Origin of the sequence: Amycolatopsis keratiniphila subsp. keratiniphila (genome assembly GCF_001620365.2) — a bacterium.
Lineage (GTDB): Bacteria > Actinomycetota > Actinomycetes > Mycobacteriales > Pseudonocardiaceae > Amycolatopsis > Amycolatopsis keratiniphila.
The window spans coordinates 14,644-40,179 of the sequence record NZ_LQMT02000036.1; the positions used below are offsets into that span (position 1 = coordinate 14,644).

Annotated in this window: 19 protein-coding genes; 7 read left to right on the plus strand and 12 right to left on the minus strand. The window is 67.4% G+C overall.

Annotation, left to right across the window (positions count from 1 at the left end):
* Nucleotides 1-151 precede the first annotated feature (151 nt).
* From AVR91_RS44460 to AVR91_RS33115, 3 genes are all read right to left on the minus strand, one after another.
* A complete protein-coding gene (locus tag AVR91_RS44460; RefSeq protein ID WP_063271673.1) occupies nucleotides 152-1,570 on the minus strand; it encodes a WXG100 family type VII secretion target in 1,419 nt (472 codons plus the stop codon).
* A complete protein-coding gene (locus tag AVR91_RS33110; RefSeq protein WP_063271674.1) occupies nucleotides 1,567-1,905 on the minus strand; it encodes a type VII secretion target in 339 nt (112 codons plus the stop codon). The genes AVR91_RS44460 and AVR91_RS33110 overlap by 4 nt, the downstream gene beginning before the upstream one ends.
* A gap of 109 nt (nucleotides 1,906-2,014) precedes the next feature.
* Nucleotides 2,015-2,851: an alpha/beta fold hydrolase gene (locus AVR91_RS33115; protein WP_063271675.1), complete on the minus strand. Its 837-nt coding sequence runs from the start codon at nucleotides 2,849-2,851 to the stop codon at nucleotides 2,015-2,017.
* A 98-nt stretch (nucleotides 2,852-2,949) separates the two neighbouring features.
* Between AVR91_RS33115 and AVR91_RS33120 the strand changes: the two genes are divergently transcribed.
* Nucleotides 2,950-3,348 (plus strand): winged helix-turn-helix transcriptional regulator, encoded by a 399-nt coding sequence (locus AVR91_RS33120; protein WP_063271676.1) that lies wholly within the window; start codon nucleotides 2,950-2,952, stop codon nucleotides 3,346-3,348.
* Nucleotides 3,349-3,357: 9 nt separating this feature from the next.
* On the plus strand, nucleotides 3,358-4,071 hold the full coding sequence (locus AVR91_RS33125) for a DUF1345 domain-containing protein (protein ID WP_076857489.1): 714 nt from the start codon (nucleotides 3,358-3,360) through the stop codon (nucleotides 4,069-4,071).
* 9 nt (nucleotides 4,072-4,080) lie between these two features.
* On the opposite strand, the gene AVR91_RS33130 is transcribed toward AVR91_RS33125, so the two are convergent.
* A complete protein-coding gene (locus AVR91_RS33130; RefSeq protein ID WP_063271677.1) occupies nucleotides 4,081-5,682 on the minus strand; it encodes a helix-turn-helix domain-containing protein in 1,602 nt (533 codons plus the stop codon).
* Nucleotides 5,683-5,907: 225 nt separating this feature from the next.
* Here AVR91_RS33130 and AVR91_RS42965 point away from each other — a divergent pair, with 225 nt between their 5' ends.
* Nucleotides 5,908-7,134, plus strand: coding sequence for a phospholipase D-like domain-containing protein (locus AVR91_RS42965; RefSeq protein ID WP_063271678.1), 1,227 nt, complete (start codon nucleotides 5,908-5,910; stop codon nucleotides 7,132-7,134).
* Nucleotides 7,135-7,272: 138 nt separating this feature from the next.
* Nucleotides 7,273-8,838, plus strand: a complete 1,566-nt coding sequence (locus AVR91_RS33140) for a recombinase family protein (RefSeq protein WP_083737814.1) — start codon at nucleotides 7,273-7,275, stop codon at nucleotides 8,836-8,838.
* A 1,870-nt stretch (nucleotides 8,839-10,708) separates the two neighbouring features.
* Here AVR91_RS33140 and AVR91_RS42970 read toward each other — a convergent pair.
* The 5 genes from AVR91_RS42970 to AVR91_RS33160 all read right to left on the minus strand — a co-directional run bounded on the left by AVR91_RS42970 (nucleotide 10,709) and on the right by AVR91_RS33160 (nucleotide 16,695).
* On the minus strand, nucleotides 10,709-11,380 hold the full coding sequence (locus tag AVR91_RS42970) for a hypothetical protein (RefSeq protein WP_143254186.1): 672 nt from the start codon (nucleotides 11,378-11,380) through the stop codon (nucleotides 10,709-10,711).
* Nucleotides 11,377-12,348: a replication-relaxation family protein gene (locus AVR91_RS33150; protein WP_063823135.1), complete on the minus strand. Its 972-nt coding sequence runs from the start codon at nucleotides 12,346-12,348 to the stop codon at nucleotides 11,377-11,379. Before AVR91_RS33150 ends, AVR91_RS42970 begins: the two co-directional genes overlap by 4 nt.
* 655 nt (nucleotides 12,349-13,003) lie before the next feature.
* Nucleotides 13,004-13,201, minus strand: a complete 198-nt coding sequence (locus AVR91_RS42975) for a hypothetical protein (protein ID WP_143254187.1) — start codon at nucleotides 13,199-13,201, stop codon at nucleotides 13,004-13,006.
* A 373-nt stretch (nucleotides 13,202-13,574) separates the two neighbouring features.
* Nucleotides 13,575-15,998 carry a glucan 1,4-alpha-glucosidase gene (locus AVR91_RS33155; protein WP_063271441.1) on the minus strand — a complete coding sequence of 808 codons (2,424 nt, stop codon included), beginning with the start codon at nucleotides 15,996-15,998 and terminating at the stop codon, nucleotides 13,575-13,577.
* Between the two features lie 106 nt (nucleotides 15,999-16,104).
* Nucleotides 16,105-16,695 carry a TetR/AcrR family transcriptional regulator gene (locus AVR91_RS33160; protein WP_063271440.1) on the minus strand — a complete coding sequence of 197 codons (591 nt, stop codon included), beginning with the start codon at nucleotides 16,693-16,695 and terminating at the stop codon, nucleotides 16,105-16,107.
* 99 nt (nucleotides 16,696-16,794) lie between these two features.
* On the opposite strand from AVR91_RS33160, the gene AVR91_RS33165 reads away from it, so the two are divergent.
* The gene (locus AVR91_RS33165; protein ID WP_063271439.1) at nucleotides 16,795-17,235 is read left to right on the plus strand and encodes a DUF6463 family protein; all 441 of its coding nucleotides are present in this window, start codon (nucleotides 16,795-16,797) and stop codon (nucleotides 17,233-17,235) included.
* Here AVR91_RS33165 and AVR91_RS33170 read toward each other — a convergent pair.
* A complete protein-coding gene (locus AVR91_RS33170) occupies nucleotides 17,213-20,509 on the minus strand; it encodes a fibronectin type III domain-containing protein (RefSeq protein WP_063271443.1) in 3,297 nt (1,098 codons plus the stop codon). The genes AVR91_RS33165 and AVR91_RS33170 overlap by 23 nt on opposite strands.
* Nucleotides 20,510-20,874: 365 nt before the next feature.
* A complete protein-coding gene (locus AVR91_RS33175) occupies nucleotides 20,875-21,792 on the minus strand; it encodes an aminoglycoside phosphotransferase family protein (protein WP_063271438.1) in 918 nt (305 codons plus the stop codon).
* Between the two features lie 91 nt (nucleotides 21,793-21,883).
* Between AVR91_RS33175 and AVR91_RS33180 the strand changes: the two genes are divergently transcribed.
* Nucleotides 21,884-22,855, plus strand: coding sequence for a hypothetical protein (locus AVR91_RS33180; RefSeq protein ID WP_143254188.1), 972 nt, complete (start codon nucleotides 21,884-21,886; stop codon nucleotides 22,853-22,855).
* Between the two features lie 89 nt (nucleotides 22,856-22,944).
* Here the strand turns inward: AVR91_RS33180 and AVR91_RS33185 are convergent, their stop codons facing one another.
* The gene (locus AVR91_RS33185; RefSeq protein WP_063271436.1) at nucleotides 22,945-24,069 is read right to left on the minus strand and encodes a hypothetical protein; all 1,125 of its coding nucleotides are present in this window, start codon (nucleotides 24,067-24,069) and stop codon (nucleotides 22,945-22,947) included.
* Between the two features lie 306 nt (nucleotides 24,070-24,375).
* Here AVR91_RS33185 and AVR91_RS33190 point away from each other — a divergent pair, with 306 nt between their 5' ends.
* The gene (locus AVR91_RS33190) at nucleotides 24,376-25,536 is read left to right on the plus strand and encodes a glycosyltransferase (protein WP_063271435.1); all 1,161 of its coding nucleotides are present in this window, start codon (nucleotides 24,376-24,378) and stop codon (nucleotides 25,534-25,536) included.

The following is a 25,536-nucleotide window of genomic DNA, read 5'->3' on the forward strand; positions in this document are numbered from 1 at the left end:
CACCATCGGTTACCCGCCAACAGGCGTTCCTTTCCCTTGCGATAAAACGCTTTCTGGTCGGCTTGTCCCGAATCGGGAGGCGGGTCACCGGTTCAACGAGGCCTGGGCCATCGAGGGGCCAGGGCGGGCCGAAGCGCTCCCCCGCCGACGATCAGGGGATCTCGTAGAACTTGTCGTAGTGGCCCGGCGCGTAATAGAACTTCCCGTTGTCGTCCTTGACGATGCGATCCGGCTTCGGCCGCTGGTTCTCCGGCAACGGTTTCCCGTTGAAGTCGGTGTACTGGTCGGCGTCCCTGATGGGTTTGTTGTCGTACCGAGGCGTCGGGTGGACGTCGAATTCGTAGTACTTGCCGTCGTACGGTTTCATCGGCTTCCCGTCCGGGCCGAGCGGCTGATCGGCGGGTTTCTTGCCGTCGCTCGTCTTGCCGTTGTGCGGCAACCGGCCCTCGTTCCCGAACTTGCCGCCGGCCTGACCGTGGTTCCCGTAGATCCTGCCGCCCCAGGTCGAGCCGGGGCCGGGGACGGGGCTGTTCCCCAAGCCGAGCGAGTTGAGCTTGTTGTCGTCCACACCGTTGTGCCAGGCGCCGAACTGGCCGCTGTCCTTGTGGTCGCGGATCCACTGTTTCATCTTGAGCGCCGCGTCCTTCTGCGCCTGGGTCAGCTCGTCGAACTTCCCGAGGTTCGGGGAAAGCCCGGGCGGCTGCTCGGGTTGCGGCTTGGAATTCTTCCCCTTGCCGCCTCCGCCGCCGCGCGTGCCGCTGTACTCGCCGCCGCCCGGTTTCGGGCCACGGGGTTTCCCGGCCGGGCCGGTCTTGCCCGCGTCGATCTTGCGGAGCGCCTTCTCCGCCTCGGCGAAGATGTTCTTCGCCTTCTTCATCAGGGGCGCGAGCGCGCTCATCGCCTTGACCAGCTTGGTGACGACGGTGGCGATCTTGGAGGCGGTCTTCGCGATGGCGGCGGTGACCTGGGGCAGGACCCAGGTCATGCCGAGGCCGAGCGTCGCCAGCACCTGCAGGGCCCAGCTGATCAACCGGCCGATCAGTTCGGCGATGGTGTCGCGGACCAGCGTGCGGACCGCGGTGACCACCTCGCCGCCGATCCGGGTGCCGGACGACGCACCACCGGCGGCCTGCTGGCAGGCGCCGATCAACGCCGCGACGTCCGCTCCTCGCGTGCGGTAGGCGTCGCCCGCGGAGCCGGCCCAGTTCGCGGTTTCGGCGACGACCATCGCGTCCAGGTCGGCACTGATGGAGCCGAGTTCGACGGCCACGTTCTGCCAGGTTTCGGCGTGCGCGGTGATCTCGTCCGGTGCTCCGGCGAGGGCGTCGAGCGCCTCCTTCAGCGGTCCGACGTGCTCCATCAGCCAGCCGACCCCGGCGGCGAGGATGGTGCCGAACGGGTCGAGGGCGGCGGACACCGCGTCCATGGCGGTGCCGACCGCGCCGAGGGCGACGGACGCCCAGTCACCGCTTTCGATCGACGCCTTGAGCTCGGTCGCGGACTCGAGCAGGGGAACGCCGGACACCGCGGTCGTGGAATCCTTCGGTGTGGCGACGAGCGGATTGGTCATCGCCGCACCTTCTCCTTCGGCGCCGCCGGGATCGCGGCCTCGTACTGCTTGAACATCTCGACACCGGTGGCGTCCTGCTCGGTGTAGGACCGTTCGGCCGTGCGCAGATTGGCGGCGGTCGCCTTGACGCCGTCGATCGCGGCCTTGATCGAGTCGATCGTCTTCTCCTCCGCCGGGTTGATGAACGGCGGGACGAACGCGCAGATCAGACCGTAGGCCTCGTCCGACATGGCCGCGGTGTTCGCCGCCGACAGCACCGTGCCCAGCCGCTCGGCGATCCCGTCGACGTTGGCCGCGTGCTTGCCGATTTCGGCCGGTACGACCTGAAAACTCATCTGCCATCCCTTCGAGGGGCCGGGGCGTCAACGCCGACACGATGCCAGCCGCCGGCCGTCCGCGTACGGGCTCTGTGCGGACAGACAACGTTCCTTGCCCGAAAGGGCACTATCCACTGTGGACACACACCGCCGTCAGCAGGCGGAGCAGCTCCCCTGGCTTGTCCAGCGGGATGATGTGGCCGCAGTCCGGCAGCAGATGTGCGGTGAGGTCGTCGGTGACGGGACGCAGCTGCCGTTCCAGCGCGCGGCCCACCGGATGGGCACCGATCGCCATCGTGGGCACGGTGAGACGGCGGGTCGCGACCGCCTCGCCGATCTGACGCGCGCTGACCGGCATGGCGCGATAGTAGGAAAAGGCGCAGCGCAGGGCTTCCCGGCCGGTGTAGGCGTCGACGAAGGCATCGCGGATCTCCGGCGCGACACCACGTCCGAGGGTGCCCGAGGCGAGAAACCAGTCGACGTACTCCGCCTCGTGTCCGATGAGGACCGTTTCGCCGAGCCCGGGAACGGCGTGGAAGCCGAACCACCACGGCGGGCCACCGGCGAGGAAGTCCTCGGCGCCGGGCAGCGAGCCCAGCATCGACTCCATCAAAACGAGCCGCCGCACCAGATCCGGCCGCCGCAGGGCGAGAAGGAAGGCGACCGGGGTGCCGGCGTCGATGGCGACCACGGCCGCGTTGGGCTCACCGAGCGCCTCGAGAAGGCCCTCGACGTCCGAGGCCAGTGTGCCCGCGTCGTAGCCGTCGGCGGCGCGGGTGCTGTCGCCGAACCCGCGCAGATCCGGGGCGATGACCCGGTGGCGCTCGGCCAGCGGGCCGATGATCTCGCTCCAGAGCCGCCACGTGTGCGGGAACCCGTGCAGCAGCAGGACCGCGGGCCCGCTGCCCGCGAGCGCCACGTTGAGTCGGATGCCGTTGACGGTGATCCGCCGTGTCGAGGGCACGTCGCCTCCAAAGTGGTTACCATTGGTTACCAGGAAACCGTAGGTAACGTCAGCGATGCCGCCAAGACGGCACTTTCGACACAGGTGGTGAGCTCCAGGTGACCACACGGCGCGGCGATCTCTTCGACCCCGAATGCCCCACCCGCCGCCTGCTGGACCGCATCGGGACGAAATGGACGTCGATGGCGGTCAAGGTGCTCGCGGAGGCGGCTCCGCACGAGGTGCGGTTCGCCGAGCTGCGGCGCCGGATCCCCGGCGTTTCCCAGAAAATGCTGTCGGTGACCTTGCACAGCCTGGTCCGCGACGGCCTCGTCGCCCGCCGGGTGGAGCCCACCGTGCCGCCCCGGGTGCATTACCGGCTGACCGACCTGGGCCTGTCACTGGAATTGCCGCTGGCGGCGCTCCGGAACTGGGCCGAGGAGCACATGGCGGCGATCGACGAGGCGAACGCGGTCAGCGACGCGGCGATGAAAGGTTCTGCCACCGGATTGGAGTAGCGTGCTCCGGTGCGACGTGCGCGAAGGGAGAGGGCACTGTCTCGGGAAACGGCTCGGATCTGGTTGTCGGAGCGGCGCCGCAGCGCCTTGAGCCTCGCGTTCGCACTGCTCGTCGCCGCGTTGGCGTTCGTGTTCGGCGACGACGTGCTTTCGCTCGCGTCGGTGGACGGCGGCGTCCTGGTTCTTCTCGCCTACCTCGTCGGCTATCTCGTCGTGACGGTGGCCGCGTTCGGCGCGGCGACCTCGGAGCAGATCCGGGACTGGGCGCGCCGGGAGAGCCGGGGCACGTTCGTGCAGCGCTACGTCTTGGGGACGGCGCCGGGGCCGGGGGTGTCGATCTTCATCGCCGCGGCCGCGCTCGCGGTGGCGGTCGTGTGGATGCCGGGGCTGGGCGGCGAAAGCCTGCCGGCGGGAATGCGCGTGGGGGTGGCGGTGGCCCTGGTCGTCGTCGCGTGGATCTGTGTCCTCGTGTCGTTCGCGATCGCCTACCACGCGGACAACGTGGTCGAGGCGGGGAAGGCCATGCGGTTCCCCGGCGACGGAGCCGCCGAGTGGTCCGACTACCTCTACTTCGCGGTGTCGGTGATGACGACGTTCGGGACGACCGACGTGGACGTCGTCTCCCGCGAGATGCGCAGGACGGTGACGACGCACGCGATCATCGCCTTCGTCTTCAACACGGTGACCGTGGCGGCGGTCGTGTCCGCCCTGAACAGCGGCTGATGCCCGGCCTCAGCCGAGCCGGAGCAGGATAGGGCTGCCGGTGACGGTGACGTCGGCACCGGGTTCTATCGGCATGCCGGTCCCGTCGAGCCGTTCGACCGAGGTGGTGCCGGGCGCCGACGGGATCCGATCGGATCGGTCGATGGTCCACCAGATCAGGAAACCCCTGCCGCCCTGGTCGAAGCGGCACTGCCAAAGATGGTCGGGCAGCCCGGCTTCGCGTCCTTGCCCGCAGGAGTGGATCCGGCTGCCCTTCAACCACTCGTTCAGGCGTTCCACGTGTCGCGCCGCCTTCGTGTGAGGACCGCCGACGGGTTGCAGCACGATCGGTATCTTGGCGCTGCCCCAGTTGTAGAAGTACATCCGGCGGTATTGCGCGTACAGCCCGGAAAGGAAGAACCGGGCCGCGTGCTGCGCTCCCCGGTCGGCGTCCACGGGCTGTTGCCTGTTCACGTCGTAGGCCGAGCCTGTGCTCCACAACCTGACGCCCGCGCCGGCTTCCTGCAGTGCCTTCTCGATCTCCCACGCCAGCGGAAGCATCGTCTCCGGCGGGTCGGAGTCGTTGCGGGGAGCCAGTTTCACCGCGGCGGCGGCGCAATGGTCGTAGCCGCCGAGCCGGGCGAACTGCCGCAACTCGTCGAACGCCGCGGGATCCCAGAGCTCACCCATGGACGGGCACACCACGGTGGCGTCCGGGTCGGCGGCTTTGATCGCCTGGCTCGCCAGCCGCGTCATCTCCACGAGTTCGGCCATCGAACCGGAGAAGAAGTCCTGGTGATTGGCCATGTCCCACAGCTCGTAGGCGTCGATGCGGCCCCGGTACTGCTCGGCGACCGCACGCACGAAACGCTCCCAGTCCGCGAGGTCGTCCGGCGGGCCCGTGCGGGAGTCGTCGGTGTAGACGGATTTCGGGCTGTTCGGGCTCGCCCAGAGCGGAGTGCCGCCGAAGGTCAGGGTGACCGGAAGGCCGGCCCCGCGAGCGCCGGTCACGAGCCGTTCGAGTGTCGCCCAGTCGTAGCGGCCGCGGGAGGGCTCCAGGTTCTGCCATCGGGTGCGGGTGTTCCACAACCGGACGGACCCGACCCCGAACGACGGCATCTGCCCGGTGTTGGAGTTCGCCGTCACCCCGACGAATTCCGGCTCGATCGCGCGTGGCGCGTTCGTCCACATCGCCGCCTGGACGACGGGGATCGTGCCGGACGCCTGCCGGTCCGGCGGATTCGCCATGGCGCCTCCGGCGAGAAGGACGACCCCGAGCACAGCGGCGAGTGCGACCTTGGGCAGCGGCCGCCTCCGATCGGGGACGGCCACGCCGGCTTCCCGGACGACGGTGTCCGTGCCGAGGGTGGTGTCCCGGATCGCGGCGTCGCCCAGGTCCGCGCGTTCCCACGACCGGTACAGCTTCGCAAGGTCGTCCCGGCTCGCGCCGCACGCCGTCGCGATCGCCTCGATCGGCGCGAACGTCGCGGGGACGTTCCGTCCCGTGCAGTAGCGGTGCACGGTCGACCGGCTCGAATGCACCTTGCGTCCGAGCTGTTCGTAGCTCAGGCCGCTCCGCTGTTTGTGCTCGGTGAGAAGTGCCGCCAGCCTGGCAGCCGCCTCACTCGCCATCCCGCTGAGCCCCCTCCGCGCCACGTTCCGACCGGTTCTCAGTGTCCCATCGCGGGCCTTTCGCCGCGCGAATTCGCGAGATCACGTCTCCCGGCTCGGTGTCGTCGCAGGTCAGCGGGCGGGTTTCGTCTCGGCCTCCCATTACGGGCGGTTCCGCTTGCCACGACGCCCCGCGGTGGAGAGCGTGGAGCCGGCAGCAGATCCGGCCATGGGGAGGAATCGGAAATGGAACCGCACAGGACGACCGCGTCCGGAGGGAAGTCGCGGCTGCGGCTCGGCGCACTGGCGGGCGCGCTGCTGATGGCGGCGACCGGGGTCCCGGCCGCCGCCGCGGCAGCGCCGTCGAAGCTCACCACCCGGGCGGACTTCAACACCCCGGGTGGCGGCCAGATCGTCGAACACCTCGAAAAGCTGATCCGCGGCGCGCCCGCGAACTCGACGATCAAGACCGCGCAATACCTGCTGCGGGACGCGCCGATCACGGACGCGCTCGCGGACGCCGCGGAGCGCGGGGTGCACGTCCAGGTCCTGGTCAACGGGAAGGCGACGGACCACCCGAACTACAAGGAGATGAAGAACCGGCTCGAGAAGACCGGTGACAGGAACTCGTGGGCGAAGCACTGCAAGAGCGGCCGAGGGTGCAACGGCGGCAACGCGATGCACAACAAGTTCTTCCTGTTCGACCGGACGATGGACGCGTCCACGGTGGTCGCGACCGGCTCGGCCAACTTCAGCGAGAACACGACGGGCGGCAAGGGCGGCTGGAACAGCTACTACACCGACGTCGGCAACGCCGCCCTGTTCGCCAGGTACAACGACTACTTCGGCGACTTGCGCAGGGTCGCGGACGGGGGCACGGCGAACCCCGACTACTACGAAGCCAACCCGCCCGTCGTCACCGGGAACACCAAGAGCTACTTCTACCCGAGGCTCAAGGACGCGGGCAACGACACCGTCGAGAACTCCTTGAAGGAGGTCGGCTGCACGAGCGAGAAGAGCAAGATCCGCATCGGGGTCTGGTCACTCACCCGCATGAAGATCATCGAAAGGCTGCGGATCCTGGCCGCGCAGGGCTGCTCGGTGGACATCGTCGCCTTGCGGATGACCGAGGGCTCGTGCGAGGCGCTGTTGAAGGGGAAGCCGGATCGAGTGCGGCTTCGCGGGTTCAAAGCCGGAAACGAGGCCGGTATCCACGAGAAGAACATGATGATCGAAGGCGACTACCTGAAGCCGGGTACCAAGGTCGTCTTCACCGGGAGCCAGAACTTCAACAACCCGTCCCTGCACGAGAACGACGAGAACGTCATCCGGGTCTTGAACGACAACGCGATCTACGAGAGCTTCGTGAAGAACTTCGAGCAGGTGGCCGATGCCACCGACCAGGAGATCAAGTCGCCCGGGGACTGCGTGAAGATGGTGCCGCGCGGCGATCCCGCCCCTGCTGAGGGTTGAGGGCCGCCGCAGGTGTGTCGTCCATCGGATCACGTGTGTCGTCCGCTCAAGCACGCGAAGCCGCCGTTCCGTACAGGTGGTCGTGAGTGGTAAGGGCTGTTCTAGCTAACCCTGCCTTATGTACCTACTGTGGATGACATGGGTTTCAGTCATCAGGTTAGTGCAGGTCAGGGCGGGCGTCAGCCGATCTTGGACTCGTACGCGCGGCTGTCGCGGAACCAGGCGGGGAAGCTGGAGAAGTGCGAGACCCAGCACGTCGACAACCGGGACGTGATCGCCCGGTTGGGCGGCGTGCTGGGTGAGGAGATCTCGGACCCGAAGCTGTCGGCGTGGAATCCGAAGGTTCACCGCCCGGGGTGGGAACGGATCATGAAGCGGGTCGCGGCGCGGGCGTCGGATGGGGTGGTGTTGTGGAACACCGACCGGGGTTGGCGACGTTCGCACGATCTTGAGGACCTGTTCACGCTGTTGGAGTCCATGGCGTACGACTCGTTCACGGTGGCGTCCTCGCACGGCCGGTATGACCTGTCTGACTACAACGACCGGTACCAGTTGCGGCAGGAGGTCGCGCACAATCAGCGTAACTCCGATGAAGCGTCCCAGCGGATCACTCGCCGCTTCACAGTGCTGCGCAAGCGGGGCATCCCTCATCACCAGGGGCGCCGATTCGGCTTCCCCGGCCTGGACCGGACTGTGTCGCGGGAGGAGGCGTTGGACGCGGATGGGAAAGACACCCGCAAGCTGATTCCGGCGGACTTGGTGGAGCGGGAACGCAGGGCGTTGCGCGAGGCCACGGACGCGATTCTGGCGGGGGTGTTTCAGTCCACGGTCGCGGATGAGTGGAACGCGGCGGGACTGCGCACGACGACGGGTAAGACGTGGTTGCCGCAGATGGTGGGTGAGGTGTTGTTGCGGCCGATCAACGCCTGGCTGATCGAGCATGACGGCGAGGTGCAGGGCACGATGGCGGGTGAGCCGATCGTAAAACCAGAGCAGTTCGCCAAGCTGCGCGCGTTGTACGCGGGGCGGACGCAGGGGCAGTGTCCGAGTGGGACCTATGTGGGGTCGGGGATCCTGCGGTGTCCGTTGCGTGGCAAGGGGTTGACCGGGCGCCCGCATACGGGGAACTACCCCGACGGGGAGCGGCGGCGGCAGTACGCGTGCGTGAAAGGTTCCGGCGGGTGCGGCAAAGTCAGTGCCGATTTCCGGCGGGTGGATCGCGAACTCGGCGCGCTGGTGGTGTCGCGGCTGTCCGATGCGAAGTACGCGGCGGCGATCCGGGCCGCGCGTGCCCGTGTCTCGGAACGGCTGGCCGAAATTCACACCGAGATCAACGAGTGTGAGCGGCTGTTGACATCGATCGCGGCGAAACTCGGTGCGGGGAAAATGACCGAGGGCGCTTACGACGCGGCGAATGAACCGCTGATGGCCACACGTGCGCGGCTGGAAGCGGAGCGGGACGAACTGACCGGCGGGAATCCGGAGGGGCCCACCGAGGCGATGAGCCGTGAGGACGCGGCAGCGCAATGGGACGCGGGTGAGTTCGACGAGCGGCGCGCGATGCTCACCGACGCGTTGGGACGCGACACCCTGTATCTCGACCCTGCCGCCAAGACCGGCAAACGGCAGTTCGACCCTAAGCGTGTGCGCATCGAGCCGTACAAGCCTGCCACGGGCCGCAAGCGCGGCCAGTACGTGGCCTGATAGAGCAGCCGACCGTGGCCACACCATCCCCGGGGCATTCCCGTCAATGTCATGGCTCCGTCGGCGTGGGACTCAACTCGCGACGATGAAATCGCGATACAAGCTGGCATCCAAGCTCGGAATTTCTCCTAATACCCCCAACTTGCAACGAATTCAGGAATTTCACATTAGCCATCAGTGTTTCACCCAGATAGACGCTGACATCGCGATCCGTGACCATTAGATTGCGAAGTGAGCTGGGGATGATCTAGGCTAATGGTCGGCATCTTGCTCCGTTTGAAACTCTCGGCTCGCGCCTTGATGCCATTTTATCGGGGAGGGAACTGATGATTCGAAGACTTTTTGTTGCCATTCCTTCTGCGCTTCTATTTTTATCTGCACTGCCTGGAATGGCAGAGGCAAGCACGAGTCAAGACGATGCCGTTGTCGTATCAATCAAAAAAGAGTCCAGGGTCAACATTTCACTCTCACACGTGAAATCGACGGTTTCCAATGGGGCACTCGCTGATATCCCACCCCAGGGTGGATGTGAATATAATGTAGGGTTCAACGGAACAGCGTACTACCTCAATGGCGTGCTGGAAAGTGTTGACATCCCGTTTTCTAGCACCATCAACTGTGTGACAACCGGCGATGGGCAATCGATGCGATATCTGTTTGCCTCCGCCGAGATGTACCTAAATGACAGGTTGCGGCAGCCTGTTCCCGACGATCGGCAATGCTCCCGCGAGAACTCCAGTCAGCCTGCATGTTTAGGTGTAGCCGCGTCTGGTCGAATGCAATGCTTCTCCATATCGGAGAATTGCTCTGGCTATTATAACGAGATTGGCGGCCTAATCTTCCTTCTTCCCGAGGGGTTCTCATGGGCATCTGCCCCCGAGGGTTGCGTGATATCCGCACCGCCCGAAATTACATGCACCCTTAAGACTGATAGCTGGTTTGTGCCGCCGACACGCTGACGACCCGTAGTCGGGTAGACTTGGCCTTGTCGCAACTACTTCGATTGCGACAAGGCCAGGCTCTTTGAAAGGGGAATCGGCGCCATGAAATTCTTTGACGAGATACACAAAAATAGATCATGGAAACTTGCGGCAGACAACATACCCGCAATGTCGTTCGCCCCGCGTGCCACATATCTCCCCTACCGGCTGCCCGAGGGGTGCGTTCTGGCTCGAACCGAAAATCTGTGCGTAGCCCTTGACTCCGTTGCCTGCTGGCCGGAACACTTTAGCTTTGAAATTGCCGTTTTCTCCAAAACCAAACCTTCGGATCCCGAAGAATTCTTCCCATTCCCCGGAGGATTAAGAGAACCAGGAGAACGCTTTAATGTTCAAGGACTCAGGCTGGGGATACAGTTCTCGGACGGGCGAACCGCAACGAATCTCATAACGCCAAGCATGCGATGGGGGGACCCGGCGGGGCGAAATGCAGGCTCCCCTTTCATGACTCCCCAGGGCGGAACAGGTGGCGGCGGCGGAAGTGCCGAATCGGGTGAATGGCGATATGTGCAACGTATCGACCTATGGCCATTGCCTCCGGCCGGAAAAACCATAATAATCCTTGACTGGCCGGACAAATCAATTTACGAGGTCGCGCACGAGTTGCCTGGGAGCCCGAATATCGAGGGATTAGGCAAGAAGTCTATTCCAATATGGTAGCCGCAGCCATGGGGCACGTCCATCGGGCTGCCTTCTATACCGATTACAGGCGGCCTGCACCGAGCCTGATAGAGCAACGACCGAGGCCACACCACACCTCGGACAAGCGGGGTGGGTGTGTCCTCGGTCGTCGGTGTGTCAGGCCGCGCGGCGGCCTTCGTCGTTCCTTTCAGTGTCGGCGGTGCGTCGGCGTTTGTCGATGCGGTTGAGGATCACCGCGAGTGAGGTGATCTGGTCATCGGTGAGCGGCGGTAGGTCGGCGACGATGGCCGCCCACCTATCGAGCGCTTCGGCGTCGAGGCGGGCTTGTTGTTCGGCGTAGGTTTCCTTCCTGCGGGTGTCTGCTTGGGTGGCCTTGAAGTGGCGGAACGGGCGTGGTTGCCGGGTGGGCATGGTGGCGGTGTCCTCTCGGCGCGTGGTGCGGGAATCGGCGGTTTGGGTTCGGCTGGCGTCTCCTTTCCTGGGGTTGCGGTGACAGGTTCGGCGGGCACATCGATGCATGCCCCGGTCGCGAGGTCGTAGACGGACAGCTGGCGGGCGGCGCGCCCGTGGTCGAGTGCTTCGGCCAGGGTGGGCACCACAATGGACACATCCAGGTAGACGCGTCCGTTATCGGGGTTGTGCCAGCCGCCGAACGCCCTTCCTGCCACGGTCAGGATGGGCGCGTGGCGGGTGAGGTAGGCGGCGAGATCAGCGGCGGTCGCGGGTGCGTCGGTGACGTGTTCGTACTGCGGGTGCACCGACACTGCGAACCCCGCACGCGGCGTGACACCGGTGATGGGGTCGACCGTGAACCCGCCGTCCGGGACGTCGCAGGCGGCGGCCAGTTCGGCCAGCCGCGCCACCGTCAGCTCGTTTTTGGCCACCGTGATGTCGTCGCTCACGCGGACCTCCGGGGCGTGAGACCGGACGGGGAGTCCCACCACACGGGTTCACGCGGCGGCGGCGCAGACGCGGCGGCGCTGAGGAGCGACACCGTCGCCGGGTCGGTCGGCGCGAACGCCGCTTCCCCGTACGGGAGTTCCGGGGCATGGTGGCGCACCCTGGGCCCCCGTTCAGGCAGGTTCGCCAGAGTGAGCCGGGTGAGCGGGCCGTGGTCACGGCCCGACCACAACCCCCACACCTGTCCGGACGGATCGTCGGCGCCCGGCAGGTCCCGCGCGGTCGTCGCGATCACCACGCCCGGATCGTGTCCACCGAGGAATTTCACCAGCCCGGCCCGGAACTCCTGTTCTCGCCGCACGGAGTGCAGGGAGAACAGCAGCACCCCGAACCGATCGGTATAGAACGCGCTGTAGGCGGTTATCTTGTGGGCCAGCACCCGCAATGACTCGGTACCGGTGTCGTATTCCAGGAAGAACCGCACCGCCCGCCCGTCGGACTCCCAGCAGCCGTAGCCGTCCGGACGTACCCGCGCTTCACGCCCGTCGGTCCCATGGTTGGTCCAGAAGAACTCTGCCGAGCGGCGTTCCGGCCACCACTGCGTCAACCGCCCCACCCCGCCGCCGGTGCGGGTGGGGTTGGAGTGCGCCGCCAGTCCGCAGAAGAACCCGTTGACCCCGAGCTGGTGGGTGAGGGTAGGCAAGAACGCGAGCCGTTCCAGCCGTTGCATGTGTGCTTTCGCGGTCGGCGGGGTCACCGCCCGCGCAGCGGCGATCAGCCGCGCCCCGGAGTAGCCGAGCGCGTAGCGGGCCTCACTGGTCCCGCCGAACATGTACGAGTCACGGAACGCGAACAGCACACCCAACGACCGCAACCGCGCCAAACGATCCTGCGCGCGGCGCCGTGATGAGAACTCCACCGACGCGATCTGCCCCGTGGTCAGGACCTGGTGTTCGGCCAGCAGCCACAACAGACGACGATCGCGTTCGACCAGGCGGAACCAGATCCCCGGATCGGGTTCGCCAGGCCTGGCCGACCTCGCCGGCGACCGTCCCGCGACCTCGCCGGCGACCCCGCGGACCCCACCTTTTTCCGGGTGGATGATGACTCACACCCACTCAGTCGGCCTCCCTCACCAGGCCGCCGAACCCACGCCGTACCAGGGGAGGCGTGACCAGCACCCCCGGCATTTGGGGCGGCGGACATAGAACGCCGGGCCGACGCCGAAGCATCCGCCGAACCAACCGCCACCCCATCCGCACCGCCGCGACCACGACCACGACCACGACCATGCGAACCATTGCCGGGCGGAACCGAGCCCTGCGGCGTGTGCGTAGTTTTCCTGTCAGACATGAGAAACAACCTCTTTCGTGAACCGTGCGACGAACCAGGCGAGACGAAATAGAGCTAATTAGTTGCCCCTCGCTATGGGCCTTCGGCGATCACCTCCTAACGCGGAAACCTGTCACCTGTTAACTCCAAAAAAACGCTGTTTTGGGACATTGCATTGGCGAATACTTCGTTTTCCCTCGAATGGGGGCGGGTCGGGCTCCCGTCTGCCGGGCCCCTCAAGCGGCCTCGCCAGCGGCTCAGCCGCCGCCTTCCCATCGGATGGAGCGGCACAGTTACGACGCCGACCATGCGCCACACCATCCGCCGGACACCTTGTTCACCAGGGCAATACCGAGAAAGCAGCGCTTCTGCGACACGGTTTGGCCAAGAACTTCTTTCACGTTCAGGCGACGCGGACGCCTTGCCACCTCCTTTCGCTGCAAAAGGCCGGTTTTCGGGCCGTTTTTCGACACCGGGTACAGCGCGATCACCCGAAAGCACCAATGCCTGGGCGCGATTGATGGCAGCGACAGTGCGGGTCGACGACGAACCGGGGGTACGCTGGTCTGGTAGTTCTCCGCGTGCGACTCCGCGGATGAGGGATGCGAAATGTCCTCACCGATCGGCAACAGGCTACGAGAGCTTCGTAAAGCTCAAGGCAAGTCGCTAGCGGTCATCTCCGGGCTGGCTGGCATTTCGCCGTTGCTGTGGTTGCTGATGCACCTGCGGCGACCCTGAGGGTAGTGAAGGCCTCGTTCACTACCCTCAGGATAGGCAAGGAGGCCTTCACGGACCTGGCGTTGCGAAAGCCACTTTCGCAACCTTCAACGTTGCGAAAGTGGCTTTCGCAACACCGGCAAGCCGTCAGGACCGCCAGGTGTCGTTCAGCGCCAACGTGCAGCCACCCGAAGCGGTACCGACACGATTCGCACCCGACTCCCAGGTCACGGCCCCGCCCTCCTTGCGAATGTACTTGTACTGGAACGCGGCACCCTTCGGCAGCGCGACCTTCCCCGTCCACAAAGGATAGTTCGCGGACGACAACGGGACGGCGTTCGCCGGGTTCCACGCACCGAGTTCCGCACGGTCACCGACGACGAAGATGTTCTGGCCCCACGAAGTCGTGGCGTTCACCGTGAACTCCGCCGAAACACCGGAGCACGCCGCGCTGTACCGCTGCTTGACCACCGACGGCGTCTCGACCGGGGCGCCGGCGTCGATCGAGTGCGCCAGCCGGACGAACTGCGCCATCGACCACGCCAGCGGCGTCGCCGCGCCGGTGCCTTCGCCGAAGGTGAAGCCCGCGGCGCTCGGCCGGTCCCAGACCTGTTCCGGGATCAGGAAACCGGCGTTCGCCGAGGCCGCCATGGTGGCCAGATGCGTTGTCGCCGGGCGGCCGTTGGCCAGTTCGTATTCGCCGCGTTCACCGGTGAGCAGCGGCCACAGCCGTCCGACACCGGCGCCGGTGTAGGGGCCGCCGGACGCCGTCTCGCCGTAGCCGTCGTGGTTGTACCGGTACCACATCGGGCCGTTCGGTGTGTCGACCTTCAGCGTGGAGTCCACTTCGGACAGTGAGGCCGCGACGTCCGGATCGGCCGCCGGCTTCACGCCGAGGCGCACGAGGTCCAGGAAGCCCGCGTCGATGATGGCGCGCTCGTCGTGGTTCCCGCCACCGTTCTGCAGGAAGATGTTCTGGCCGTCGTTCGGATTGCCGTTCCCGTCGATGCGATGGAAATACCGTCCGTCACCGAGCGGACCGGACGTGGTGAACGTCCACGCGCTCACCTGCGCCTGCCACTGGTCGGCGAGCTGGCGATAGCGCGCGGCGCTCGTGGTGTCCCCGTTGCGTTCCGCGATGTCGGCGGCGCAGATCAGGCCGGCGATCTCCGCGGCGATGGTGGACGGCGAGTAGCCGCCGTTCTCCTCCCAGCGTTCCTGCGGGGTGGAAGGACCACGCGCGACGAGGAAGTCCGCGGACTTCTTCACCTTCGCCCACATTCCCGCGTCGAACCGGTTCAGCTGCCACGCCAGCACGATCGGGAAGGCGACCTCGTCCATCTGCAGGCTGGTCCAGCAGTTGGTGCCGTCGAGCCGGGTGTTCTGCGGGAAGGAACCGTCCGGGCGCTGCTGCACGGTGAACAGGTAGTCGACCGAGCGGTTGGCCGCCGCCGAGTCTCCCGCCGCGATCTGCGCGGTCGAGACCTGGTAGAGGTCGCGAGACCAGACGGCGTGGTATCCGCAGTCCCCCGTGCCGTTCCCGTCCTTCGCCTCACCCCACGGATTGGTGAGCGAGGCGACGTTCGCCCCCGGGTAGGTCTTGTCCTCATGGGCCTTGAGGGTCATCAGCGCGACGTTGTATTGCGTGGTCAGCCCGGCACCCGAGATCGACCGGGGCACCGCGGCCAGCGAGGAGAGGTAGCCGCTCCAGCCCGACCGGTACGCGGTGTCCGCCGCCGCGAAACCGCCCGCGAGCGAGGCCGACGCGTTCGCCGACGCGGCACCGCGATCGCTTCCGAAACCGACCGCCAGCGTGAAGGTCGTGTCCGTTCCCACGGGAATCTGCGCCAGCTGCACCAGGTTCCCCGGCGTCGAGGCCGAGTCGTACTGCGCGCCGAGGACGTGGTCGCCGCTCAGGTCGACGTAACCGTCGCTCGCGGTTCCGCTGTAGCCGCTGGTCGCCTTGACGAACCCGGTGGAGGCGGCCAGCGCGCTCGACACCGGCCCGTCCGAAGCGACCAGTTGCCCGCCGGAGGTGGCACCCGTGTCCCCCATGCCGCTGTTGTTCAGCGAAGGGTTGTACAGCGCGTACAACTGCAGCGGACCACCGCTGAGCACCTCGAACCTCGTCTGGATCAGCACGGTGGACCTGGCCGGGTCGGCGGTGTGGGTCTTGGTGATGCGATACCGGCCGTTGGTGGCGGTGTTGATCTGCCGGTAGCTCAGCGAGCGCGGATCGGTGAGCTCCAGCCGTTTGGTGGTGTGATCGCGTTCCAGCTGCGTGAAGCCGGCACCGTCGGACACCACGTACTGCAGATCTTGGACGTTGGCGGTGTCCACGGTCGGGTAATAGATCTCGTGGCTGATCCCCTGGCCGAGGGTGAACCACACCTTCGACGCGGCACCGGCGGCGGTGCCGAAACCTTCCTTGCCCCCGGTAGTCCAGGCCGCTCCGGTACCCGGTGCGCCGGGCGCGTCCGCCAGTGGCGCGGCGCTCACCGGCGTGGCGGCCAGGAGCGCCGGCACGGTCAACAGCGCGACTATCGCGCGACGCCGTTTCGGTGACTTCATGAGGGTCCTTCCCACAGGCTTCATCGACGGCAGGATTTGTTGTTAGCGGCAACTTATTACCTGAACCGCCGCGTCCGGCAGGGCCGATCGGAGTAACCCGGACCAGTTACGCCGGTGGTCCGGTGAAGCGGCTGGGATCGCTGGGCGGACCACCGAGAATGAGGTCGGCGGCGCGGGCGAGAACCTGGACCCGGGTCTGCCCCGGGTGGTCCGCGGCGAGAAAGTGGTTGCCGATGGCCGCACAGAAGGCAAGCAGCGCGCGGGCTTCGATCTCGTCGGGGTCGTCGCAGAACGTGGCGATCCCGTCGCGGGCCAGCTGCATGCGCCGGTTGTCCACGCGCCGCAGGCGTTCGGCCACGGCGTCGTCGCGGCGAGCCCAGTCACGAACGGCCAGATCGATGGGCAGCAACCGGCCACCGGAGAAAGTCAGCCGGCCGGCCAGCCGGACCTTGTCCCGCGCGTCGCACCCCTCCCGCTCGACACGAGCGAGGACCTCGTCGACGCTTTCGTACTCCCAGGCGTCCAGCATCGCCTCCAGCAGAGCCGCGCGGTCGGCGAAGTAGCCGTAGAACCCGCCCTTGGTCACGCCGAGCGCCTTGGCGAGAGCCTCGACGCGCACCGCGTCCACCCCACCCTCCGCCAGCGCCCGCAGACCTTCTTCGACCCACTTCTCCCGCGGTGTGCGCAATGCGCCCATGCCGTGGCCCACCTCACCTCTCCACTGGTTGTACGCCACCGTATAACCGGTCTAGCCTGACGTTATACGCAACCGTATAACAAGACCTGGGGAGTTGACATGATCAAATGGGCGGGTTGGCTCATCACGTTCTTCGGTACGGCCCACACCTTGGGCGCCCTCACGGTGATGAAGGCCGCCGGTCACGCCGGCACGTGGTTCGGCGGAGGACTATGGCGCGACGACCTCGCCGCCATGAGTCCCGCGAACAGCGCCTTCTGGCTCAGCGCGGCCAGCTTCGGCGTGCCGCTCGTCCTCGTTGGCCTGACCGTGCTCTGGCTGGAGCGTCGCGGCATCACCCCGCCTCTGTTCCTCGCCTGGGCGCTGGGGATCTGGACTCTGCTGATCGCCGCGGTGCTCCTGTTCACTCCGTGGCCGATCCTCCTCGTCGCGACCGCGCTGCTGTTCGCCGGAATCCGGCGCAGCGATCCGGCCCCGCCGCGAGGTGCGACGGGGCCGGATCAGGTGGTGCGCGGGATCAGCCGACCGGACGCGGCTTGAGGTTCACCTCCACCGTGTTGCCGGGGCCGGAGGTGACGGCGGTGATGATGTCGTTGAGGAACCCGCAGCCCTGCAGCGGCGGCAGGGTGTAGGAGCCGGTGAGCTTGCCACCGGCCAGCGGATCGAAGCTCGCCTTCGACTGGAGCGGGATCTGGGCCGGCGTCTTCGTCTGGCACTTCGCGCTCGCCGAGACCGGGAAGCCGAAGACGCTGATCCGCGGCAGCTTGACCGTCACCGCCGAGGTCGACTTGAGCACGCCGTCGGCCAGCGTGCCGGTGGTCTTGCCCGCCGACGCGAACTCGATCTTCGCGTTGACCGGGACGAAGCCCCAGAGCGTGAGGTTCGCGCTCGTCGGGTTCAGCGTCAGGTCGGCCTCGAAGGTCCCGTTCGCCAGACTGATCGCGGCGTTGATGCCACCGCGCAGGTCGATCGGGCCGGAGAGCTTCTTCAGCTGGGTCTTGCCGGCCAGGTCGTAGCTGTACTTGACGATCGGGGACGTGTTCGGCTTCGTCTTCGCCGTGACCGGCGCGCTGGCGGCCGACTTGTTCCCCGCGGCATCCTTGGCGACCACGGTGAAGGTGTACTCCGTGTCGGCCGTGAGACCGTCCACAGTGGCCGAAGTCCCGGTCACGGACTTGACGACCTCGGTGCCCTTCAAGACGTCGTACCCGGTGACACCGACGTTGTCCGTCGCCGCGTCCCACGCGAGGCTCACGCTGGTCTGCGTGCTCCCGGTGGAGCGCGGGTTACCCGGCGCCGCGGGAGCCACCGTGTCGGGCGCGGCCTGCGTCCGGACGGTGATGGCCGCACTCGGGGTCGACGCGTTGCCCGCGGCGTCCTTGGCGACGACGGTGAACGAGTACTCCGTGTCCGGCGCGAGACCGTCCACAGTGGCCGAAGTCCCCGTCACCGACTTCACCAAAGTGCCGCCATTGAAGACGTCATAACCGACGACACCGACGTTGTCCGTCGCCGCGTTCCATTCGAGATTCACGCTGGTCTGCGTGGTCCCGGTGGAGCGCGGGTTGCCCGGTGCAACGGGAGCCTGCGTGTCGGGAGCTGCCTGCGTCCGCGCAGTGGCGGCGGCGCTGGGAGCCGACACGTTGCCCGCGGCATCCTTCGCCACCACGGTGAACGAGTACTCCGTGTCCGGCGCGAGACCGTCCACAGTGGCCGAAGTCCCCGCCACCGACTTCACCAAAGTGCCGCCATTGAAGACGTCATAACCGACGACACCGACGTTGTCGCTCGACGCGGTCCAGGACAGCGCGACGCTGGACTGGGTGATGTCGGCCGTGGCGAGACCGGCCGGAACGCTGGGCGCTTCGGTGTCCGGAGCGGTCGCGGTCCGGGCGGTCACCGGCGCGCTGGGCGCCGACTTGTTCCCGGCCGCGTCCTTGGCCACCACGGTGAAGGTGTACTCGGTGTCGGCGGCGAGACCGTCGACGGTGGCGCTGGTTTCGGTCACCGACTTCACCAGGGTGTCGCCGTTGTAGACGTCGTAACCGGTCACGCCGACGTTGTCACTCGACGCGTCCCACGCCAGCCCGACGCTGGAGGCCGAGGTTCCGGTCGAGCGCGGGTTGCCCGGCGCCCCCGGAGCCTGCGTGTCGGGCGCCGCCTGCGTCCGCGCCGTGACAGCGGCACTCGCCGCCGACGCGTTGCCCGCGGCGTCCTTGGCGACCACGGTGAACGTGTACTCGGTATCGGCCGCCAGACCGTCGATCGTGGCCTGGGGTTCGGTGACCGACTTGACGACCTCGGTGCCCTTCAAGACGTCGTAGCCGGTGACACCGACGTTGTCACTCGACGCGTCCCACGCCAGCGTCACGCTGGTTTGGGTGGTTCCGGTCGAGTGCACGTTCCCCGGCGTCGTCGGCGCCTGCGTGTCCGGGGCCTTCGCGGTCCGGGCGGTGGCGGGCGCGGTGGCCGTGGAGACGTTGCCCGCCGCGTCCTTCGCCTTGACGGTGAAGGAGTACTCCGTGTCCGGGGTGAGACCGTCCACAGTGGCCGAAGTCCCCGTCACCGACTTCACCAGAGTGCTGCCGTTGAACACGTCGTAGCCGGTCACGGCGACGTTGTCGGTGGCGGCGCCCCAGGACAGCGCGACACTGTTCTGGGTGACGTCACCGACCGTCACGGCGCCGGGAGCCGACGGCGCGGTCGTGTCCGCCGCCGCGGTGACGGTGAACGTGTGCAGCACGTTGGCCTGGCCACTCGCGGGAGTGCAGTCCGCGACGAACGTACCGAGGCCGGTCTCCGCGCCGGAAGCCGTCAACGGCGTCATGGTCAGCACCAGATCGTGCACCGACAGCGTCGCCGTCCCCGGCTGGTCGAACCGCAGCGACGGGGCGGAACCGGTCGCGTTGATCACGAGGTCGTTGCCCTTGGGCGGGATGGGTTGCTGCGGAACCGCGGTCGGCACGCCGACGGCGAGATGCCCCTGCGGGCTGGAGACCAGCGAGGTGGCCAGCGCCGATCCCTTGATGGTCTCGGCGCCGACGAGCCGGAGCCCTTCGGTCGCGGTCGAGCCCGCGTTGGAGACGGCCTTGATGTCTATCTTGGGGGTGAACTGACCGACCGGGATCGAATCGGGCAACGTCGCGTTGATGTCGACCGTGACGTCCTGGTTGCCGATCAACGGGAACGGGCAGCTGTAGACCTGCTTCAGCGGCGGGCGGTTCCCGGTGCCCACAACGGCTTCCGGGGTGACCGGCGAACCCGTCACCGTGTAGGTCTGCAGGACGGTCTCGGCCCCCTCCGCCAGCGTGCAGTCCGAGGTGAAGGTGCCGAGACCGGTCTCGGTGCCATCGGCCTTGAGCGGAGTCATCACCAGCTGCAGGTTTTTCACCGCGAGCGTCGCGGTGCCCGGCTGATCGAACCTCAGCGCCGGCGCGCTGCCCGTGGCGTTCACGACCAGGTCGTTGCCCGCCGCCGGGATGGGCTGCTTCGGCACATCGGAGTCGACCTTCACGGTCATCGTGCCCTGGCTGCCGGGCATCGTCACGGTGGAGGTCGCCTTCGCGGTGCCCTTGATGGACTCGGCACCGACGAGCCGAAGGCCTTCCGTCGCCGTCTTGCCCGCGTTGGACACGGCGGTGATCTCGATGGCGGGAGTAAGTTTCCCGGTCTCGATCGTCGAAGGTTGCGTGGTCTTGATGGTGACCGAGACGTTCTGATCACCGATCAACGGGAACGGGCACGAGTAATTCTGCGTGAGCTCACCCGGAGCGGCGGCACTGGTGCCCGAGCCGATCGTGAGACCCAAAGCCACCAAGGCCGCCGTGCTCACGACGGCGATGCCCCCAGCCAGTCTTCGACTACGTCTTCTGTGTTTCACAGGTCCCTCTCCAACACATAGACCACACCCGCCGAAACCATCGGACAAACGATTAATGCCCGCTTTCGCGGGCTCTTCCCAGCGGGCGCGTGCGCACATTTACGGGTATGCCACAGGGAATTAACACACCCGCGAGCCTCGGCAGGCAAGCAAAATCACAGCGGCCGCGCGACCATTCTTCGTCTTTGTCATACGCGGCCGATTCACCGTTCGCGAATCTGTCAGCCACGCCCCCAAAACGTCCGCCGCCACCCCCGTGGGGGTGGTTACTGGCCAACAGGGCCGCGATCAGGTCAGGCTCAGCGGGCGCCGGAAGGACCTGCCAGGATCCCCGCCAGGACGCGGCGTGCGTTCACCGCTTCCTCGTCGACGCGGCCCCGCGTCCGAGCGCAAGTGATCAAGGCCTTCCACAGCGCCCACCCACGTCCACGCTCCCATTCGGAATCGTCGACCGTAAGCCGCTCACGGAACGCTTGCCTGCCGTCGGCGGTCAGCGACGTCCACGCGACCGCCAGGTCACAGGACGGATCGCCGACGCCACAGGTGCCGAAATCGATGACGGCCGCCAGTTCCCCGCCGTCGAGCAGGAGATTCCCCGGCGCGATGTCGCCGTGGAACCAACGGTCCGTTCCGTCCCACGGGCTGTCGAGTGCGGCCTTCCAGATCTCGCGGGCCGGACCGGTGTCGATGTCGCCGTCCAGCGCCGCGAGCGCGCGCTCGGTCTGCGCGTCGTAGGTGCGCAGACCGGCGCCCCGGAACCAGTTGTGCTTGCCCGGCCGCGGGCCGCCCGTGGTGTCGATGGTCCGCAGCACCGCCAGGAAACCGGCGAGGTCGACGGCGAACCGGACCGGGTCGGTGATCCGGGCGGCGGTCGCGGGTTCCCCGGCGAGCCATCGGTAGACCGACCACTCGAAGGGGTAACCCGCGCCAGGCCGCCCCTTCGCCAGCGGAATCGGGACGGGCAACGGCAGCCGGGGAGCGAGCAGCGGGAGCCAGCACTGTTCCTTGTCCACCGCCAACGCGTACTCGGCGGCGCTCGGCAGCCGCGCCAGCATGTCGTCGCCGATCCGGAAAGTCCTGTTGTCCCATCCGGATTCGGCCACCGGCCGGACCGGGAGACCGGCCCACTCCGGGAACTGCTCGTCCAGCAGCGCGCGCACCTGCGGCGCGTCCACGGCGATCCGCCGCGGCATCGGGCCCAGGTCCGGAGTGCTCATCGCTCGACGGGAATCCACACACCGAGTCTCGTCGTGCCGTCCAGTGGATATTCGGCGGACTTCCGGCGCGGAGTCGGGCAGTCTGAAGTCCGTGCGAGAAATTCGACGCGAGGTCACCGCTGTCGCGGGTACGAAGGCGCTGGTCTGGATCGGAGAAACACTCCACCACGTGTCACCGGATTCGACGTTGTTCGGCGAGTACTGCGAAACCTTCGACACGGTGGCGATCTCTCCCCGCCGCGACCTGATCGCGCTGATGACCGATACCGGCACGACCGGGCTGATGCTCTCGCCGGACGGCCGTCCGATCCGCGAGCTCACCCGCAGCGGTTACAAGGCCGATGCCTACCGCTATCCGCTGGTGTTGTGCACCCTTCCTGACGGCAGGACGGGTTTGATCCACTGTCCCGACGAGTACAACCGGCTCGAAGTCGAAGTCGCCGCTACCGGCGAGCGTCTCACCGGCGGATCCGAGCGTGAGCCGAGCGACTTCTTCCATTCGCGCTTGGCCGTCTCGCCGGACGGCAAGTACTTGCTCAGTGCCGGCTGGGTCTGGCATCCGTGGTACAGCTTGGCGGTCTACGACCTGGAGACGGCGCTGGCCGACCCCACGACGCTCGACTCGGTGGGAGACGTGTTCAACCAGATCGGTCTCATTCAAGCCGAGGTCTCGGGCGCTTGCTTCGTCGGCGAAGACATCGTGATCAGCACGTCCACGGAGGAAAACGACCCGGACGGCCCCGACGACCTCGGCCCCACCATGCTGGCCCGGTGGTCACTCGCAGACCGGTCGTTCGCCTGGCGTAGTCAGCTGGACCAGCCCGCGGGCGACGTCGTTCCCTTCGCCGGCGATTTCCTTGCCCTGTACGACCATCCGCGTCTCTACGACGGGGCCACCGGAGACCTGATCGCCGCCTGGCCCGATCTCCCGACCGGTCACGCGGAAGGCCCGATCGTATGGGACAGGTTCTTCTCGGGGCCCAGACGCGTCGCCGTCGACGAAATCCGGCGACGCTTCGCGGTGACCGACGGAGAACGGACCACGATCGTCCACCTCGGCTGACCGGCGGAGCTGCCGATATCCGGTGTCGCGAAAGCCACTTTCGGGACATCTGACGTCTCGAAAGTGGCTTTCGCGACGCAGACCTGCCCCTAGTCGAGGGTCCAGTACACCGCGTGCGACTTCCCGGCCGCGTTCGAGGCGGTTCCGACGACACGGCCGTTGTCCGTGATCCGGTAGCCCCGGCTGCGGGTACCGCCCGGCAGCGTGCCGAGCTGCCTGCGTTCCCCGTCCCGGAACCAGACCGTCGCCTGGTTCCGGAAAGTACCCGCCACCGTGCCCTGCGAATCGACAGCTTCGGCATCGGCACCGAGACCGTCGTCGGGCAGTGCGATGACGCCGCCGTCGAGGTCCCAGAGCAGGGCCGATCGGCGCGGCGGGTTGAGGTAGCCGCTGCCGACCACGTAACCGGTGGAGCCGATCCCGTAGATCCACACCGAGTGCGGGCTCGGCCAGTCCAGGGGATCGATCACGCCGTCCCGGTCCCATTTCGCCGGGATCGGGGGTCCGCTACCGGTCTCCCGCAAGGTTCCGGCGGCCACACCGCCCTTGTTGATCCGGCTCGCACCGCTGCTCACGCCCTGCGGCGCCAGCTCGGTGATCGGCCCGCCGTTCACCCACCGCACGGCCTGGTTCGCCGCGGAGCGGACGGCGCTGCCGACGACGATGGTGCCGTCGCCGGAGATGCCGTCGGCCATGCTCCAGGTCTCGCCGGGCAACGTGCCCAGGTCGGTGGCCGTGCCATCGGGATCCCAGCGGAACCCGTGGTACTGCTCGGCCGGTGTCAGCCAGGCCCCGACGACGACGCCGGTGTCGCTGATCGCCCACGCGGTGGCGTTGTGATAACCGGGCGGAAGCTGCAGCAAGGTCGCCTGACCGGCGGCGTCCCAGCGAGCGGGTACGGCGGTGGTCGCGGTCAGGACGTACCCCGCGGACACCCCGAGGCTGTTGATGTCGCGTACCTGCCCCTCGGTGCCTCCCGGCGTGGGCAGCGCCATGATCTGGCCGTCGGCGTCCCAGCGGACCGGATGGCTGCGCTTCGGTGTCGGGCCCACGAGCGACAGGCCCACCATCTCCCCCGCCTCGTTGACCGCGAGGACCGTGCTCTCGTCGTCCCCCGGCAGCGTGCCGAGATCCACCGGCCCCGTCGTGGTGGCCCGCGCGGTCCCCGTCACCGCGCCGGTGGCCACGGCGAGCGCCGCCACCAGAGTGAACATTCGTCTTCGCGCGACCGGCACACGATTCCTCTTCACGATGACTCCCCAATCCCGAGCAGTGGATGCGCGGACCCCGCAGCGACACTAATGCACTCGCCTCACGAATCGCGCACCTTCCACACGAACAGCCGACCGGAGCCCACCGGGACGCGGAACCTCTTGACAGAAGCCAAATTTGGCGGTCGCGCAGGCCTGTCGCCGAAACCCGGCACATTTTTGACACAAGAAACGCGGACGATCCGGAAAAAGCCGTCAGGAAATACAATCGGGCCGCGGCATTGGTACGTTCGGCAGTATCCTTCGGCGATGCGTCTCTTCTTCTCCGCCGGAGCGGGTTACAGCCATATCGCCCCCTTGCTGCCGCTGGCCGTGGCGGCGCGGGAGCGGGGCCACGACGTCGTGTTCGCGACCGGGGAGAACGCCGTCGAGCACTCGCGCGCGCACGGGGTGCCGACGATCGGTGTGGACGGACGGGGCGACGAGGCGGCCGCCCGCCGGGCCTGGAGCAGGTACTCGCCCGCCGAGCTCGCCGGGATGTCGCCGGACGAGAAGCTGGCGTACGTCGTCAGCGTGATGGCCGAGACCGGGGCCGGGACGCGGGTGGACGGGATGCTGGCGTGTGTCCGGGAGCGGCGACCGGATCTGGTGATCGCGGGCGCCGCCGAGTTCGCCGCCCCCGCCGCGGCGGCCATCGCCGGTCTGCCCTACGTGGTGCACGGGATCGGCGCACCGAAACCCGCCTCGATCATGGCGGGCGGCTGGCGGGCGCTCGACCCGATCGTCGGCCGGTTCGGTCTCGACCGGTTCCCCGCGCACGACACCGTCCCGTATCTGGACATCTGGCCGGAACCCTTGCGGCCACCGGGAATCACCTGGGATCACCCGATCCGCCAGCCGCTGCGCCCCGAGGGGGTCCTTCCAGCGGACGGCCGCCGCCCCGAGGTACTCGATGGGCTGCCTTACGACAAGACCGTCTACGTCACGGCGGGAACGTCGCACAACACCCGTCCGGGCGTGCTGGAGACCATGATCTCCGCGTTGCACGACGAGCGGGTCAACGTCGTCGCGACCATCGGCCGCGACGGCGACCGGAAACGGTTCGGAGCGCTGCCCGATGGCGTGCGCGTCGAGAACTTCCTTCCGCAGCAACGAATACTTCCGTACGTCGACGCGGTCGTCTGTCACGCGGGGGCGGGCACCGTGCTCGGCGCGCTCGCGCACGGGGTGCCGATGGTGGTCTCGCCGCTGGCCACCGATCAGTTCGACATGGCCGCCCAGGTCGACGCCGCGGGCGCCGGCGTGCTCGCCGATCCGGGCTCCCCCACCCGGGCCGGGATCCGCGACGCGGTCCGCACGGTGCTCGGCGACCCCGCCTACCGCGCTTCGGCCGCATCCCTGGCCGCGTGGGTCGCCACCATGCCGGATCCCGCGTCCGTGCTGGATCGGCTGCCGGAGTACGCGAACTGA

Bases quoted from the DNA above. Each gene is read 5' to 3' on its own strand.
- AVR91_RS44460 (WP_063271673.1), bottom strand. From the start codon at position 1,570: ATGACCAATCCGCTCGTCGCCACACCGAAGGATTCCACGACCGCGGTG.
- AVR91_RS33110 (WP_063271674.1), bottom strand. From the start codon at position 1,905: ATGAGTTTTCAGGTCGTACCGGCCGAAATCGGCAAGCACGCGGCCAAC.
- AVR91_RS33130 (WP_063271677.1), bottom strand. From the start codon at position 5,682: ATGGCGAGTGAGGCGGCTGCCAGGCTGGCGGCACTTCTCACCGAGCAC.
- AVR91_RS42965 (WP_063271678.1), top strand. From the start codon at position 5,908: ATGGAACCGCACAGGACGACCGCGTCCGGAGGGAAGTCGCGGCTGCGG.
- AVR91_RS33140 (WP_083737814.1), top strand. From the start codon at position 7,273: ATGGGTTTCAGTCATCAGGTTAGTGCAGGTCAGGGCGGGCGTCAGCCG.
- AVR91_RS33155 (WP_063271441.1), bottom strand. From the start codon at position 15,998: ATGAAGTCACCGAAACGGCGTCGCGCGATAGTCGCGCTGTTGACCGTG.
- AVR91_RS33160 (WP_063271440.1), bottom strand. From the start codon at position 16,695: ATGGGCGCATTGCGCACACCGCGGGAGAAGTGGGTCGAAGAAGGTCTG.
- AVR91_RS33165 (WP_063271439.1), top strand. From the start codon at position 16,795: ATGATCAAATGGGCGGGTTGGCTCATCACGTTCTTCGGTACGGCCCAC.
- AVR91_RS33175 (WP_063271438.1), bottom strand. From the start codon at position 21,792: ATGAGCACTCCGGACCTGGGCCCGATGCCGCGGCGGATCGCCGTGGAC.
- AVR91_RS33185 (WP_063271436.1), bottom strand. From the start codon at position 24,069: ATGTTCACTCTGGTGGCGGCGCTCGCCGTGGCCACCGGCGCGGTGACG.
- AVR91_RS33190 (WP_063271435.1), top strand. From the start codon at position 24,376: ATGCGTCTCTTCTTCTCCGCCGGAGCGGGTTACAGCCATATCGCCCCC.